General features: G+C 27.1%; 16 protein-coding genes. All 16 read right to left on the bottom strand.

The window, feature by feature from the left end:
• Positions 1-11: 11 nt before the first annotated feature.
• The 16 genes from VJI77_RS02840 to VJI77_RS02765 all read right to left on the bottom strand — a co-directional run bounded on the left by VJI77_RS02840 (position 12) and on the right by VJI77_RS02765 (position 14773).
• A complete protein-coding gene (locus VJI77_RS02840) occupies positions 12-818 on the bottom strand; it encodes an ABC-2 family transporter protein (RefSeq protein WP_323988195.1) in 807 nt (268 codons plus the stop codon).
• Between the two features lies 1 nt (position 819).
• Positions 820-1569 (bottom strand): ABC-2 family transporter protein, encoded by a 750-nt coding sequence (locus VJI77_RS02835; protein ID WP_323988193.1) that lies wholly within the window; start codon positions 1567-1569, stop codon positions 820-822.
• Between the two features lie 370 nt (positions 1570-1939).
• Complete coding sequence (locus VJI77_RS02830; RefSeq protein WP_323988192.1) at positions 1940-2569, bottom strand: hypothetical protein; 630 nt, start codon at positions 2567-2569, stop codon at positions 1940-1942.
• A 206-nt stretch (positions 2570-2775) separates the two neighbouring features.
• Positions 2776-3426, bottom strand: a complete 651-nt coding sequence (locus VJI77_RS02825; protein ID WP_323988190.1) for a hypothetical protein — start codon at positions 3424-3426, stop codon at positions 2776-2778.
• Positions 3426-3923, bottom strand: coding sequence for a tRNA (cytidine(34)-2'-O)-methyltransferase (locus VJI77_RS02820; protein WP_323988188.1), 498 nt, complete (start codon positions 3921-3923; stop codon positions 3426-3428). The genes VJI77_RS02825 and VJI77_RS02820 overlap by 1 nt, the downstream gene beginning before the upstream one ends.
• A gap of 10 nt (positions 3924-3933) precedes the next feature.
• Positions 3934-4590, bottom strand: coding sequence for a YoaK family protein (locus VJI77_RS02815; protein WP_323988187.1), 657 nt, complete (start codon positions 4588-4590; stop codon positions 3934-3936).
• Positions 4591-4717: 127 nt separating this feature from the next.
• The gene (locus tag VJI77_RS02810) at positions 4718-5896 is read right to left on the bottom strand and encodes a DUF819 family protein (protein ID WP_293440379.1); all 1179 of its coding nucleotides are present in this window, start codon (positions 5894-5896) and stop codon (positions 4718-4720) included.
• A 187-nt stretch (positions 5897-6083) separates the two neighbouring features.
• Positions 6084-6596, bottom strand: a complete 513-nt coding sequence (locus VJI77_RS02805) for a GNAT family N-acetyltransferase (protein ID WP_323988186.1) — start codon at positions 6594-6596, stop codon at positions 6084-6086.
• Positions 6597-6633: 37 nt separating this feature from the next.
• On the bottom strand, positions 6634-8166 hold the full coding sequence (locus VJI77_RS02800; protein WP_323988185.1) for a ClC family H(+)/Cl(-) exchange transporter: 1533 nt from the start codon (positions 8164-8166) through the stop codon (positions 6634-6636).
• 80 nt (positions 8167-8246) lie between these two features.
• Complete coding sequence (locus tag VJI77_RS02795; RefSeq protein ID WP_323988184.1) at positions 8247-8954, bottom strand: pseudouridine synthase; 708 nt, start codon at positions 8952-8954, stop codon at positions 8247-8249.
• 1 nt (position 8955) lies between these two features.
• Positions 8956-9546, bottom strand: coding sequence for a hypothetical protein (locus VJI77_RS02790; protein ID WP_313961187.1), 591 nt, complete (start codon positions 9544-9546; stop codon positions 8956-8958).
• Positions 9546-10427, bottom strand: a complete 882-nt coding sequence (locus tag VJI77_RS02785; protein WP_313961188.1) for a DMT family transporter — start codon at positions 10425-10427, stop codon at positions 9546-9548. Before VJI77_RS02785 ends, VJI77_RS02790 begins: the two co-directional genes overlap by 1 nt.
• A 33-nt stretch (positions 10428-10460) precedes the next feature.
• Complete coding sequence (locus VJI77_RS02780; RefSeq protein WP_009354402.1) at positions 10461-10925, bottom strand: 8-oxo-dGTP diphosphatase; 465 nt, start codon at positions 10923-10925, stop codon at positions 10461-10463.
• 210 nt (positions 10926-11135) lie between these two features.
• Positions 11136-12311: a D-alanyl-D-alanine carboxypeptidase family protein gene (locus VJI77_RS02775; protein WP_293440393.1), complete on the bottom strand. Its 1176-nt coding sequence runs from the start codon at positions 12309-12311 to the stop codon at positions 11136-11138.
• Positions 12312-12320: 9 nt separating this feature from the next.
• Complete coding sequence (gene serS, locus VJI77_RS02770) at positions 12321-13586, bottom strand: serine--tRNA ligase (RefSeq protein ID WP_323988183.1); 1266 nt, start codon at positions 13584-13586, stop codon at positions 12321-12323.
• Between the two features lie 2 nt (positions 13587-13588).
• The gene (locus VJI77_RS02765; protein ID WP_323988182.1) at positions 13589-14773 is read right to left on the bottom strand and encodes an AI-2E family transporter; all 1185 of its coding nucleotides are present in this window, start codon (positions 14771-14773) and stop codon (positions 13589-13591) included.
• Position 14774: the final 1 nt, after the last annotated feature.

Below are 14774 nucleotides of genomic sequence, written 5' to 3'. Positions count from 1 at the left end.
AATGCTAACTCCTAATTTCCTTTACTAACATAAAATCTTCTTAAAATTTTTATAAATATTTTTTTTATGATATACAAATAACTTATCGAAATCAACAATGAAATAAAAATCGAAAGAATAATACTTCCATAAAAATCACAAGCAAAAATTTTATTCATTGGTATATAATAACAAAAATATATTGGTATAAAATAAATCAAAAAAGTTTGTACCATCTTATTCAACATATTTGTAGGTATATAAGAAATAAAAGCTGTCTTATCTACAAGTATTTCTGATATTAAATTCCTTTTTTTAAAAATAAGTGTAAAAATTGAAGAAAAAATAAGTAAAGAAATGAAAAGTAAAACAACGGATATTACTATAAATAGTATAAAAACACTAACATATAATTTATTCATTTCAATATTTAATTTTGAGATAGATAAAACAAGTAAAAATATGTAAGAAATAATTCCAGAAAGTCTTCTCAAGAAAAATTCGTTACCCATAATCTGTAAAAAAACACCTAAAGGTTTAACAAGAATTATGTCTAAAGAACCATTTTCAATATAATTGTGAAAATTATCAAATCCTCTTGCAATCATTCTTGCAAAATCATAAGATAACATAATAATCGCATACCCTATAAAAATATTATATTGAGTCCAATTTCCTAAATTTCCAAATTTTTTTATTAGTATATCAACAGCAATTATAGGAATAAAGGCATATATAGACCAAATTATTAACTGAACAAAAAAATCCAGCTTGTACTTTAATTGGCATTTTATACTAATTTTTATTAAAATAAAATAATCTTTTAATGCCTGTAACATCTTAACCCCCTATATGTCTTTGAAATTTTAATATTTTTTCACCTATAATTAAATTAACTACATAGAATAACAAAATCCATATAATTTGACAAAGCATCAAATTATTTCCGTTTTGTGAACCAAATAATAATTGAATTGGCGTATTTACTATTGATGCGAAAGGTAAATATTGTATAATTCTTATATATGCATCAGGCAAAAAAACAATTGGAATCATACTACCTGAAAGCAATGCACATACCGAATGAAATAAGGCTTTTATTGCACTATTTTTTTGTGTAAAAACAGTTAAACTATATATAAAAATTGTAAATTCTGTCGCTAAAATTAAACTTAATATATAACTTAACAAAAATATAATATAATTCAAATGTATTCCTGAATTCAAAAAAAACAAAGCACAAACAATTGGAATAAAGCTATAAATTACTCCAAAACTTACCGAAAAAGATAATTCTTCAAAAATGAATTGTGATATATATCTCAAAGGTCTAATTGCATATACTATGTAATCTCCATTAATAATTTTATCAGAAAATATGGGTGTACGATATATTGAACATGTGATAGAAATATATGATGAAAAAACAACATATATAATAATTTTAAAATCACTATACATATTATTTTGAAATGCATAAATAACTGATAATTGTAAAAAAACATTTACAAAAATCATCAAAAAAGCAAAAAAATACATTCTCTTATAATTTTTAATTGTTAAAATTGATGCTAAAAAATATCCCCTCAAAATTTCCACTCCAATTATAAAAAAATTGAGACCTAATCATAGCCTCATTTTTAGTGTTTATATATAATTGCTAATGACATAGCATTATGTTCTTTACACTAATATCAAGCTAAATTATACAATTTATTAATATGAAAGTCAATACATAATAATACAATCATTGTAAAATCAACAGCACAAAAAAATGGCAACCTACTTATTGCCATTTCAACATTCACTTGCAACTCAAAAAGGAGTTCTAAAAAGCTATTAAATTTCTGTTTCATAATAGTTATCTAATTAACATTCCTTCCTCCTGGATTTTTAATTTAATTTTGATATATCTCTACATCATTTAAATTTTAACACAAACAAATTAAAGTGTCAAATTTTAATTAAAGTAAATAAGTATTCCAGTTATTATAATCACTAAAAATATTCCTAAAAGAATATTTTTTCTTTTTATTCTTTTATCTTCGTATTCATCTGCAGATTCTTCAAAATCTTTAAGTATATCTTTTGGAATTGAAACCCTATTTACTTCTTTTTTTGCTCCGTCTTTATAAGTATAGTAAAGTTGTTCTCCATCAATCATTTTATAGGAATAGTTTCCAATACTATAACCACTTTCAAAATTAGATGAATTAGAATTTGATGTGGAAATAATACTTTTTTCTGTAAACATCTCCGGCTCTAAAGTATCAACCATAGCTTTTGCTTTTTCTAAATCAAAATTATATTTGTCTTTTACATATTTTATAGCTTCTATTTTTCTATTTTCTCTTATCAGTGCATATAAATCATTATCATATATCCTAGAAATAATTGAATTTTTAAACATATCGTGAAAGTCTTCTTTTGATAATCCATGGTTTTTTCCTTCAAAATATTCCAAGGTTTTTGTCATCTTGTCAACTGTTTCTTTTGCATCTTTAAAATCCATATTATATTTATTTTTAACATACTTTACAGCTTCTTCTTTTCTTTTTTGTTTTAATAAATCATATAATACTTTGTCCATTACTCACTCCGATATAATCTAAGTAAATTTTCAAACTTTTTAAATTTCGAAAAATATTCTACATTATCGTAGGTTATTTTTACTTTTTGTATTTGCAAAATAAATATTTGAATTTGGATTTTTTCGTAAAAAACTTTGATTTCTTCAGACAAAAAGTTTTAACTTATCTTAATAATCAAAGCTTATTCTTTTTAGAATGTCAAATTTTAATTAAAGTAAATAAGTATTCCTGCTATTACTATAATTAACAGAATCCCCAAAATAATATTTTTTCTTTTTGTTTTTCTATCTTCATATTCTTCTGAGGATTTTTCAAAGTTTTGTTCAAAGCCTTTTAGTATATCTCTAGGAATTGCAGTCCTATTGACTTCTCTTTTTTCTCCATCTTTATATACATAGTAATGTTGTTCTCCATTTCTCATTTCATAGGAATAGCCTTCACTAGTATAATCATTTCCATAATTAGAATTTATTGACTTTGATGCAGAAATGATATTTTTTTCTGTAAATGTCTTTGGATCATTTATATCTAAACTATCAACTATATTTTTTGATATTTTTAAATCAAAATTATATTTTTCTCTTACGTATTTTATAGCATCTACTTTTCTATTTTCCTTTACCAAAGCATATAAGTCATCATCAGATATTTCAGATTCCTCTAAACTTCTATTTTTATACAATAAATCTTCTTCTGATAATTCAAGATTTTTCTCATCAAAATATTCAACTTTTTCTATCAACTTATCAACTGTTTCTTTTGCACTTTTAAAGTCCATATCATATTTATTTCTAACGTACTTTACAGCTTCTACTTTTCTTTTTTGTTTTAATAATTCATATAATTCTTCGTCCATTATTCACTCCAATTTAATCTATGTAGATTCCCAAACTTTTCAAGTTCTGAGAAATCTTGTTGCCTTAGCGCTTCATATAAAACTATTCCAACCGAATTTGATAAATTTAGGGAACGAATTTCTCCCCACATCGGTATCCTTACACAATGTCCTTCGTTTTTAACTAAAATTTCTTCAGGTATTCCTTTACTCTCTTTCCCAAACATAATATAATCATTTGGAGAATATTCTACCTTATCATAGGTTATTTTTGCCTTTGTGGTTGCAAAATAGATATTCGCATTCGGATTTTTTTCATAAAAATCTTCAATATTTTCATAGACAAAAAGTTTTAACTTATCCCAATAGTCAAGTCCTGATCTCTTTACCATTTTGTCATCAAGCGAAAAACCTAAAGGCTTTATCAAATGTAATTTAGTGTCGGTTGCGACACAAGTTCTTCCAATAGCTCCAGTATTAAAAGGAATTTCCGGTTCTAATAAAACTATATTAAACAAAATATCCTCCTTATTTTTCTCTATCTATAAACATAATAAATACACAAATAATAAGCGAAAAAGCACTTAGTAAAATAGTTTTAAATCCTAAGATATTACTAAATTTACTACCTATAATCGCCCCAATAATAAAACATAATATAACTCCAAAATACATTAAGCTATATTCTAAAAACTTTTTATTTTTTGTATAAAAATACTCAGCTAAATTGTGAGTTCCACCTCTTAAATTTCCAATACACATTGTTGTAGAAAAATCTATTCCACGTACTTTTTTAAAACTTTGAACTTGTATTCCACAAGCGAAAGATGTCATTGCATTTGCTGTTTCGTTCATATTTTCGGGAATAAAAGCCACACAAATAAGTAAAAATATCTCAAAAATAACGGCATTTTGCCTCCAATGTAATTTAAAATTTCCTTTTTTTCTAAATAAATCAGCTAAAAAAATTCCAAGAGTAAAAAATGATATTGGAAAAGCATATTTTAAGCACATTGCCCAATTTCCTTGAGAAGCATGAACACCTAATAACAGCATATTTCCAGTTTGTGCATTTGCAAAAACTTGTCCTCTTAAAAGGTATGAATATGCATCCATAAGTCCACCGCTTAATGCTAAAAATATTGCAACTTCAATCGATTCGGACATTTGTATTGCTTTTTTCATATAAAACTCCTTCTCAAACATTCACAAAATAGTATATACCAAAAGAACTTTTTTTACAAGTTTTTATTATCTGTATTTTCACAAAAAAGAATGGTCTATAAAATAGACCATTCCATTAAAACAATTTTTAAGCTAACATCGTCAAGAATTTTGCAACTCCTATACCAAAGAAAGTTCCCGTTATAACCCCAATTAATGCCATTAATACAGCTATTGGAACCAATGATTGTGAATATGCCGCTGCAAGTACCGGTGAAGAAGCTACTCCACCTATATTTGAAAGAGAAGCTATACCACAAGTGAATAAATCAAGTTTGAATACTTTTCCAATTATAGCCATCAAAATTCCATGAATTATAAGGATTACAAAACCTGCTAAAATATATGCTGGAGCTTGAGTAAGTTCTAAGAAATTTGCATTTGATGCAATTAATCCTATTAGCATATATAATAGGACATTTGAAACTTCAGGAGAACCTGGAATTCTTGCAAGTGGTGTCATCGCAAAAATAACTCCTAAGATTGTTGTTATGATTATTGTCCAACCTGTTGCTCCCATAAAAGCAAGAGCAGGAATTTTTACCATTTCATTTCCTATTATTCCAGTAACTGCGGTAACTCCAAGTGCAACACTCAATAAGAAAAATATATCTTGGAAAGTTATCTCTTTACTTATTGATGAAAATTTTGCAGTTAAATGTTCATTAATATTATCAATTTTTGAAGTATCAGCCTTTGTCCACTTGTTAAATTTATCTGCAAATGGAACTAAGAATAATAGGAACATTATCCATATTGAATAATCTATTGAGTCAATCAATAGTGTATAACCCATTCCTGAGCCTTCAAGTCCTACTGCCTGTTGTACTGCAACCATATTTTGTGTTCCACCAACCCAACTTCCAGCTAGTGCGCCAAAAGTTAAAGGTGCATTTGATGCTAGGTTTCCCTTGAATATAAGAAATGCCACAACAAAACCAATCATTATAGTAAATGTTGCAGTAAAGAATGAAATTATCATTCTAGGGCCTAATTTTGCTATATCTCTAAGGTCAGCTCTCAACAACATTAAAAATATCATTGAAGGTAATATTGCATCTTTTAAAACACTTCTAGCTTTAGATACACTTTCTACGTTCATATCCCATACACCTAATGTTGATAAAATCATAGCCCCAAAATAGATTATAACCAATGCAGGAATATATTTAAAAAATACTCCATTTTTAAACTTCTTTTCCAAGTAAATCACTATACCTGAAACAAAAAATAACAGTGCAACAAATTGAAATCCATCTGTAATCATAAAAAACCTCCTAAAATATATTTTCAATAAGAAAAAACCAAAAAATATTTTTGATGATTATTTTCTTATTAATTTTATTTTATCACTATAGGCAATCGTTGTCAAATATTTGATAATAAATATCTATTATTGTTTTGCTTTATTGCGCAAAAAAATGATTAGACTTTAATCTAATCATTTTAAAAAACTATTTATTTAAACATAATATAATTGACGTTTCATAATCTCCATTAGGATATTCAAATGGATTTACTAAATCTCTAAATCCTAGTTTATGGTAAAAATTAATTATTTTATCATTATTAAATTTCTTAGTGGATAATAAAATTTTATCTCCTTCAAAATTTTCAATTAGACATTTCATCAATTTTTTTCCATATCCCCTACCTTGATATTTTTCAATAACAGCTAATTCATTAAGTTCAAAAGTGCCTTTATACCAATCTATTCCACTTGGTAACTGTGAATCTACTTGCATTGCCCACCAATTTTCTTTTAAAAAGTCAAAGCCATATACAAATCCGATTAACTTATCATCCTCAAAGGCTCCAACAATTTTTATATTATTTTTTAAACTACCGTCAATTCTAGTAATTAAAAAATTAGCAGAAAAATCATCAGTTTTAAAAACTTCTTTGTATATATCGGAAATTTCTCTTTTATATTTTTCAATTTCTTCTAAAGTTAATAATTTAATCATAAGACCCCCTAACAATTCTAAAAGTATTCTTTATTTTTTAATTATTTTGGCAAATTTTTTGTAATGCGTTAAATGTATCAAATAATTTATTTTCACTTACGAGTACATTTATAACATCCCCATTTATTATTGTAGTTTCCCCATTTGGTATTATTTCTTCAACTCCTCTGTCAATATTTACAATTAACATTCCCTTTGGAAATTCTACTTCTTTTATTTTCTTGTTTTCTATCTCACTTCCGATTTCAACAACTATACTCATAGTCATTTTTTCTCCATCTTTTGAACTTGCAATATGTTCTCTTTCCATTAATCTTTCTAAAAGATATTCATAAATAGGTAATGATTTTAAATAATTAGGTATGGAATAAGTTATAAGACAAACTATTGAAAGAGGCAATAAATAGGAAAGATTACCAGTCATTTCAAAGATTAAAATTATTGAAGTAAGTGGTGCTCTAACTATTGCAGTCAAATATCCTGCCATTCCAAGAATAATAAAACTATTTATATAAATTGGATCTATGATTTTCCCAAAAATTGTTCCGATTGTAGCTCCTAAAACTAATATCGGAAAGAAAATTCCACCTGGAACTCCTGAACTAAAGCAAATTATTGAGAATAATAATTTTACTATAAAAAGTAAAATCAACATATAAATTGGAAAATCAACAGTTTGTAACTCTTTCATCAAGAAACCGCCACCACCTAATAAATTAGGTGTAAATATTAAAATTACTATAGGTAATAGAAAATATGGAATTAATTTAAATTCTTTCCTTAACTTAAGTCCGTCTTGAACTTTCATAAAAAATTCCATCAAAAATATATAGAGAACTCCTAAAAGTGATAATACCACTGCAAATAAAATCAAAGTCCAGTAATTTACTAATGGCAATTTTTCAGACAAATTAAAATTAAAGACAGTTTCTGTTCCATATAGTATTTTTGAAACTAAATCCGAAGTTATTGTTGCTGCCATACAAACTACTAAAAGTTTTTTACTAATATGTCGATGTACTTCTTCAACTGCAAATAAAATTCCTGCAACAGGTGCATTAAATGCAGCAGCAAGTCCTGCACTTGCTCCACAAGTTATTAAAAACTTTTCAACTGTTTTGTTTTTCTTTAATTTTCTTGAAACTAATTTTCCACTCATTGCCCCTATTTGAATTGATGGACCTTCACGACCAACTGAAAAACCTGCCAAAGCAGTTAAAGCTCCTCCAAAAATTTTTGCCAATAAAACTCTTACTGGATTAGGATTAATATATCCCTTTATTTCCGCTTCAACTTGTGGTATTCCTGAACCCCCACAAAATCTTGACATACTCTTAATCTTTGTAACTAAAAAAGAAATAAATATAAGTGTTATAAAGATAATCGGATAAATATAAAAATGACTTCTACTTATATTTATGATTCCTCCTATAATTATTTCTATTCCATGAATAACATAACGATAGAAGCTGGAAAATCCACCCGCAACAATCCCTACTAAAATTCCATAAAACAGTAATTTTAAATCCTCTTGTCTATGATTATTACTAACATTCTCTATACTTTTCATAAAAACTCCTAAAATAAATATCTTATAATTATTTTATCACAAAAATAACAATAAAAAAAGTTTTGACAACAATCAAAACTTTATCTAAATATTTCTTCTAATTCGCTATTTGTAATTTCTCGATACTCTCCAAGTTTAAGACTATCGTCTAAATTCAAATTTCCAATGCACACTCTTTTGAGTTCAACAACTTCATTTCCCACATATTCCAACATTCTTTTTACTTGATGAAATTTTCCTTCGGAAATAGTAAGGTAAATTTCTTTTTCTGAAATTTTTTCAACCTTTGCATTTTCTGTTGTAAAATCTTCTTTTTCAAAGTAAATTCCATTTTCAAGACTTTCAATCTGTTCACTTGTAATATCATCTCTTAAAGTAACAAAATATTTTTTATTTACTTTTTTCTTTGGATTTGTTACATTGTAGGAAAATTTGCCGTCATTTGTTAAAATCAAAAATCCTGTCGTATCTATGTCAAGTCGTCCAACGGGAAATAATTCCATATTAGAGTACGGAAATTCTAATAAATCTAAAACTGTAGGAAGTTTTGTATCAAAGGTTGCACTGATAAAGTCCTTTGGTTTATTCAACATCAAATAAGTAAATTCCTTATAGATTACTCTTTCATCATCAAACAAAATTTCATCTTTTTCAATGTCAACCTGTGTATTTAGATTTTTTTCAATCTTTCCATTCAGCTTAACTCTACAAGTTTTTAAAAACTTTTTAACTTCACTTCTTGAGCCAATTCCCATATGACAAAGGAATCTATCAATTCTAATCTTCATTTTATCTTGTAATTAGCTTATTGCTATCGGTAATATTTTTATATTTTAGTGAATATTTTTCAAAAAGACCATTTACAAAAGCCTCTCTAAGTTCGTGATATACAGAAACTTCCATATCAAATTCATTAAAATATTGTTTGTGAATATCATTATATAGTACGAATTCCAATTCGTTTTCTTCTTCTCTAATTACAGAAATTGAAACATCACAAGGAAGTCCGTCAAGTAAAGTATCCATTAGCAATTCATAAGCATCTTGTAAGGTTGAAATTTCATATTCTGGAAAACTTGTTCCATATTCAAAAGCAACTTTTTTAATTTCTTCAAGAGAAACTCCCTTATCTAAAAGTTTTTTTACAACATAAGCAAATCTTATTTCAACATTTGAAACCGCTGTATGTAACCAACCATGAATATTACTTTGATCGATTACTTCTTCTAAGTCTTCAGAAATCAAAGCAGGAAATAGACTTTCTACTTCGTCTCTCTCTTCTTTATTCAAAAATTTTTCTTCAACTGCAAAAGTTAATTTTTGTGCAATTAAAATCTTATCATACATCCAAAAATGTATTGGTGCTAAAAATGCGCTCATTATTTTTTTCTCCTTCTCAAATCATTGTTTATAGATAATAGCAACACAGCTAAAACTATCAATCCACAACCTATAACTTTAAAAATAGTCATAGATTCGTTAAGAAAGATTATACCCAAAATTACACTTGTTATCGGTTCAAATGTACATAAAATGGAAGCAGTTGTAGCTCCACAATATTTAACCCCTAGTTGCAAAAAAGCATTCCCAAAAATTGAAGTTAAAAATGAAATTAAGATTGTAAGTCCCCAAGCCATTGGTGTAAGTGCAAAAGTAAGTTGTCCACTAAACTTTCCAAGGGCAAAAAGACCTACGATATTAAATAAACTGATATATAAGGTGCATTTAAAAGGATCCATATGTTTAAAACCACTTTTATCCAAATATACCAAGAATAAACTATATGTTACACCTGATAAAGCAGCTAAAAATATTCCTATTGCACTTCCTCCAGTAACTTCATCAACCAACAATACAATACCTATCATTGAAAAAACAAGTGCTGACATCTTCTTTAAAGTAACTTTTTCTTTAAAAAATAAAATACAAATAAAATAAACAACGCAAGGATAGATAAAATGTATAGTCGTTGCCATTCCTACAGAAATATAATTATAGGAACCATAAAGTGCTGTTGTGGTAATTCCTATACCTAAAAATGAAAGCACAATAAAATGAAGAAATTCTCTTTTAGTAATCTTCATAGGAGTTTGATTTTTTCGCATCCCTGCATATAAAAATGGCAATCCAAGCAAAGCTCTTAAGAAGGTAAGGGTAATTGCATTGTTCCCTCCGTCATAAGTAAGTTTTGCAAGTATTGGTGTAAAACCAAAAACAAATGCAGAAATAATTGTAAAAATAATGCCTTTAATAAAATTCATAACTACCTCCTAACTTTATAATATTTACTTTCTCTAAAAAAATATTTCAGATACAATTTCGTCATTTTGACCCCATTTTACCATCAATTCCGTATAATCATCATTTAAATATAAATCAAAAATTTTATCTATACAATAGCTCTTTCCATCAGCATTTTTAAACTCTTCTATTCCCATCCAAAAGAGTTTTCCTTCAACATTGTTTTCGATTAATTCTCCTGAAAAATCTTCTGTATAGTATAAAAAACCTAATTCTCTTACATCATTAATTTCGTCAATCCAACTGACAGTTCCCTTTAATTTAAGATTTTTTACATTTAATCCCGTCTCTTCAAAAACTTCTCTTACACATGAATCATATAGAACTTCACCTTTTTCAACATGTCCACCAACAAAAGTAAGACCTTCCCAACCATGTTTTTTTACTTTATCTAAAATTAAAATTTTATCATTATCTCTATCATAAATCATACACATATTTACTAAAACTGTTTTCATAAATCCTCCAATAATAATATGGTACAAAATCACCACTTTATTATTATATCATTTAATACAGTAAACATACAATAGATAACTTTATCGAGATAATAAAAAGTTCAAAATTAATTAATAATTAAGAATAATAACAAAAATTTAATTTAGACATTATTGCAAGATTTTGCACAAAAAAAATCCGACTTTAAAGTCGGATTTGTCTTAAAATTTTTATGGTAAAATTGTTTCTACTACTTCAAAAACTGTTTTGAATAATCTTCCAACTCTTTTAACCATACCTGCTTTTGAATAGTCTTCTTTAGCAACTAAATCAACTGTTGCAACTACTTCTTTAGAATTTTTAATTTTTATTTCTCCAACCTTATCACCTTTTTTCAATGGAAGTTTAACATCTCCTACATTTACTTCAGTTTCGTAGTTTATGCCTTTCATTGATACTCTTTCAAGATCTTCTTTAGCTACTAACTCGATATAACCTTGATTTGCTGATTTTACTTCAACTTTTTTTACAAATTTTTCAGCGTCCACAAGTTTTCTAGTTTCTATATTTTGTTTTGCAAAATTTAGCATATCTTTCATATATTGAGCTCTATCAGCTTTTGTTTTTGCTCCCATTAATACAGAAATTATTCTAAATTCAGATTCACCCTTTGTGATTTTCATAGTAGAAACTAAACAATATCCAGCTTCATCAGTATGTCCTGTTTTTAAACCATCTACACCTTCAACTTGTCCAACTAGAGGAATAGTACTTTCTTTTTTGAAATTTCTTGCTGGTTGTTCTAAAACAGTAGTCTTTGCATATTCTAAAACTTCAGGATATTTTTCAATTATAGTTTTTGCTAAAGTAAAAATATCTCTTGTTGACATTTTATTGTCTTGTCCGTTTTTTGTAAGACCTGAAGCATTTGTAAAAGTAGAATTTTCAAGACCAAGTTCCTTTGCCTTTTCATTCATCATTGTTACAAATTTACTTTCAGTTTCTCCAACAGCTTCAGATAATGCAACTGCTGAGTCATTTCCTGAAACAATCATTAATCCATCAAGTAAATCTTTAATAGTGATTTCTTCCCCTGCTTTTAAATTCAAACTAGATCCTTCTTCAGCACTTGCAGTTGTAGATATTTTAACTTTATCTTCTAATTTAAGTTTTCCTTCAGCGATTTTTTCTTTAACTAAATAAAAAGTCATAAGTTTAGAAATACTCGCTACTGGTAAGGCTTCATCAACATTTTCCGCAACAAATAAAGCTCCTGATTTTGCATCTCCAATTAAGGATGCAGTAGTTTTATTTTCAATTCCAAATATTGCATAGGACTTAGCTGTCCCTACAAAGCAAATCGAAAAAATTAATATTAAACTTAGTAGTGTTTTTTTAAATTTCATAATACTCACCTATTTTCTTATCTCATCCAAACCCATATATTTTCTTAAAACATGTGGAATTTCTACACTTCCGTCTTCTCTTTGATAATTTTCCAAAACAGCTGCAAAAGTTCTTCCCACAGCTAATCCTGAGCCATTCAAAGTATGAACAAATTTAACTTTTCCATCTGTATCTCTATATCTAATATTAGCACGTCTAGCTTGAAAATCTTCAAAATTTGAGCAAGAAGATATTTCTACATATCTTCCATAACTTGGCATCCAAACTTCTATATCATAAGTCTTTGCACTTGTAAAACCAATATCTCCAGTGCATAAACAAACCACTCTGTATGGAATTTCTAAGAGTTTTAGAATTTCTTCGGCATCATTTGTAAGTTTTTCCAATTCATCATAACTATTTTCAGGATTTACAAATTTAACCATTTCAACTTTATCAAATTGGTGATTTCTAATTAAACCTCTTGTATCTCTACCTGCTGAGCCCGCTTCTTGTCTAAAACAATAAGTAAAAGCTGTATAGTAAGTTGGAAGTTTTTCAAACTCTAAAATTTCATTTGATAAAAGATTTGTCACAGGAACTTCAGCAGTTGGTGCTAAGAACATATCCTTTGAAGGAACATGGAACATATCATCTTCAAACTTTGGTAATTGTCCTGTTCCATACATTGAATTTCTGTTAATCAAAACAGGAACTCCAACTTCTTCATAACCTTGTTCACTGTGTAAATCAAGCATAAAATTTATTAATGCTCTTTCAAGTTTTGCACCCAAACCTTTAAATACTGAAAATCTTGATCCAGATATTTTAACTGCTCTTTCAAAATCCAAAATATCTAAATCCACACCTAAATCCCAATGTGCTTTAACTTCAAAATCAAATTTTTTAGGTTCTAAAAATCTTCTGATTTCTACATTATCTTCATCACTTTTTCCAATCGGGATATCTTTATTTGGTGTATTAGGAATACTTAAAAGTGCTTTTCTAATTTCTTCATCCAAATCTTTTACTTTAATGTCAAGCTCTTTAATTTCATCAGAAAGTGCTTTCATTTCTTTAAAAAGTTCTGAAACATCTACTCCCTCTTTTTTTAATTTTGGAACTTGTTTTGAAACTTCATTTTGTCTTGCTTTTTTATTTTCAACTTCAAAAATTATTTCTCTTCTCTTTTCATCAAGTTCAAGAACCTTATCAATATTGTAATTTCCAAAACGAGAATTCAAGCTTTCGATAATTTCTTCTTTATTAGTTCTAATTCTCTTTATATCTAACATAATTAAACCTCTTTCTTTTCAAACTCTTCCGCAGGATTTTTTATAGGGTATCCTTTTTTAATCAACCTAGCTTCTATATATTCCTTTAATGTTGTATAAATTACAACAAAAACTGGTACGGAAAGTAAAAATCCTAAAACTCCAAATAAACTTCCCCCAAGTACCAATGCAAATATAACCCAAAACGAGCTTATTCCTAAACTCTTTCCTGATACTCTTGGTGATATTACATTCGCATCTATCATCGACACAATTACTACAATTACCATAAACCATAAAACTGTATTGAAAGTCGATGTAAAAAGTAATACGATAACTATTGGTACAGCTCCAAGATAACAACCAAACCATGGAATTAAGTTTGTAAAACCAAGTATAAACGCAAATAATAAAGCATAATCAATCTTCATAAATAATAAAATTATGTAAAAAGATATACCAACTATTATTGCTCCAATACCCTTTGCTAAAAGATAGGATCTTAAAGTATAATCAAATCTTTTAACAATCTTAAAAGTTGCTCTGTTTGTTCTTTCAGGAAAAACTGCTATCATAAATTTTTTCAAAATTCTTGAAAAGTTTTCTTTATCATATAATAGATAGCCTGATATTATTATAGCTAAAATTATATTTAAAAACAAGGATATAACTCTAGTTGCAAAAGTTGCAACCCAAGAAATCATATTTGTCAAAAATGTTGTTGAAAAAGCTGCGAACTCTGTCAATTTACCATTGATAAAAGTCCTAATTTCTGAACTTATCTCAATATTTTGTAACATATATTTTGCCTTTTCCACACCCATATCTATAAAAGCTGGAGTTCTTTCAACAAAAAGCGTTATATTTGAATAAAATTGTGGGATAATATATTTTAAAAGTAGAATTATAAAAGCAAAAAATACAAAATAAGTTATAATCATTGCGAACATTCTAACATATTTAGCTTTTAATTTCTTAAAAATTTCAATTTTCAAAATATATTTTTCAAAAAACTTTACAAAAAAGTTTAGAACATAAGCTATTGCTCCACCTATTATAAATGGCATTAAAATATATTTTATATTAGAAGTATATGAAATTATGGATTTCATATTAGAAAATATAAAATAACAAAGTATTGAAATAGCAAATATTAAAACTCCAGTTATAACATTTACTGTATTCTTTTGTTCCCAGTTAAATCTCATA

The organism is Parvimonas sp. D2 (assembly GCF_035282635.1).
Taxonomy (GTDB): domain Bacteria; phylum Bacillota; class Clostridia; order Tissierellales; family Peptoniphilaceae; genus Parvimonas.
This window is presented reverse-complemented; position numbering and strand designations above follow the sequence as displayed.

What these genes read in the sequence shown, in the direction of transcription:
- serS (WP_323988183.1), bottom strand. Translation starts at nt 13,586, where the DNA reads ATGTTAGATATAAAGAGAATTAGAACTAATAAAGAAGAAATTATCGAA.
- VJI77_RS02795 (WP_323988184.1), bottom strand. Translation starts at nt 8,954, where the DNA reads ATGAAGATTAGAATTGATAGATTCCTTTGTCATATGGGAATTGGCTCA.
- VJI77_RS02780 (WP_009354402.1), bottom strand. Translation starts at nt 10,925, where the DNA reads ATGAAAACAGTTTTAGTAAATATGTGTATGATTTATGATAGAGATAAT.
- VJI77_RS02825 (WP_323988190.1), bottom strand. Translation starts at nt 3,426, where the DNA reads ATGGACGAAGAATTATATGAATTATTAAAACAAAAAAGAAAAGTAGAA.
- VJI77_RS02800 (WP_323988185.1), bottom strand. Translation starts at nt 8,166, where the DNA reads ATGAAAAGTATAGAGAATGTTAGTAATAATCATAGACAAGAGGATTTA.
- VJI77_RS02790 (WP_313961187.1), bottom strand. Translation starts at nt 9,546, where the DNA reads ATGAGCGCATTTTTAGCACCAATACATTTTTGGATGTATGATAAGATT.
- VJI77_RS02785 (WP_313961188.1), bottom strand. Translation starts at nt 10,427, where the DNA reads ATGAATTTTATTAAAGGCATTATTTTTACAATTATTTCTGCATTTGTT.
- VJI77_RS02810 (WP_293440379.1), bottom strand. Translation starts at nt 5,896, where the DNA reads ATGATTACAGATGGATTTCAATTTGTTGCACTGTTATTTTTTGTTTCA.
- VJI77_RS02830 (WP_323988192.1), bottom strand. Translation starts at nt 2,569, where the DNA reads ATGGACAAAGTATTATATGATTTATTAAAACAAAAAAGAAAAGAAGAA.
- VJI77_RS02840 (WP_323988195.1), bottom strand. Translation starts at nt 818, where the DNA reads ATGTTACAGGCATTAAAAGATTATTTTATTTTAATAAAAATTAGTATA.
- VJI77_RS02775 (WP_293440393.1), bottom strand. Translation starts at nt 12,311, where the DNA reads ATGAAATTTAAAAAAACACTACTAAGTTTAATATTAATTTTTTCGATT.
- VJI77_RS02805 (WP_323988186.1), bottom strand. Translation starts at nt 6,596, where the DNA reads ATGATTAAATTATTAACTTTAGAAGAAATTGAAAAATATAAAAGAGAA.
- VJI77_RS02815 (WP_323988187.1), bottom strand. Translation starts at nt 4,590, where the DNA reads ATGAAAAAAGCAATACAAATGTCCGAATCGATTGAAGTTGCAATATTT.
- VJI77_RS02765 (WP_323988182.1), bottom strand. Translation starts at nt 14,773, where the DNA reads ATGAGATTTAACTGGGAACAAAAGAATACAGTAAATGTTATAACTGGA.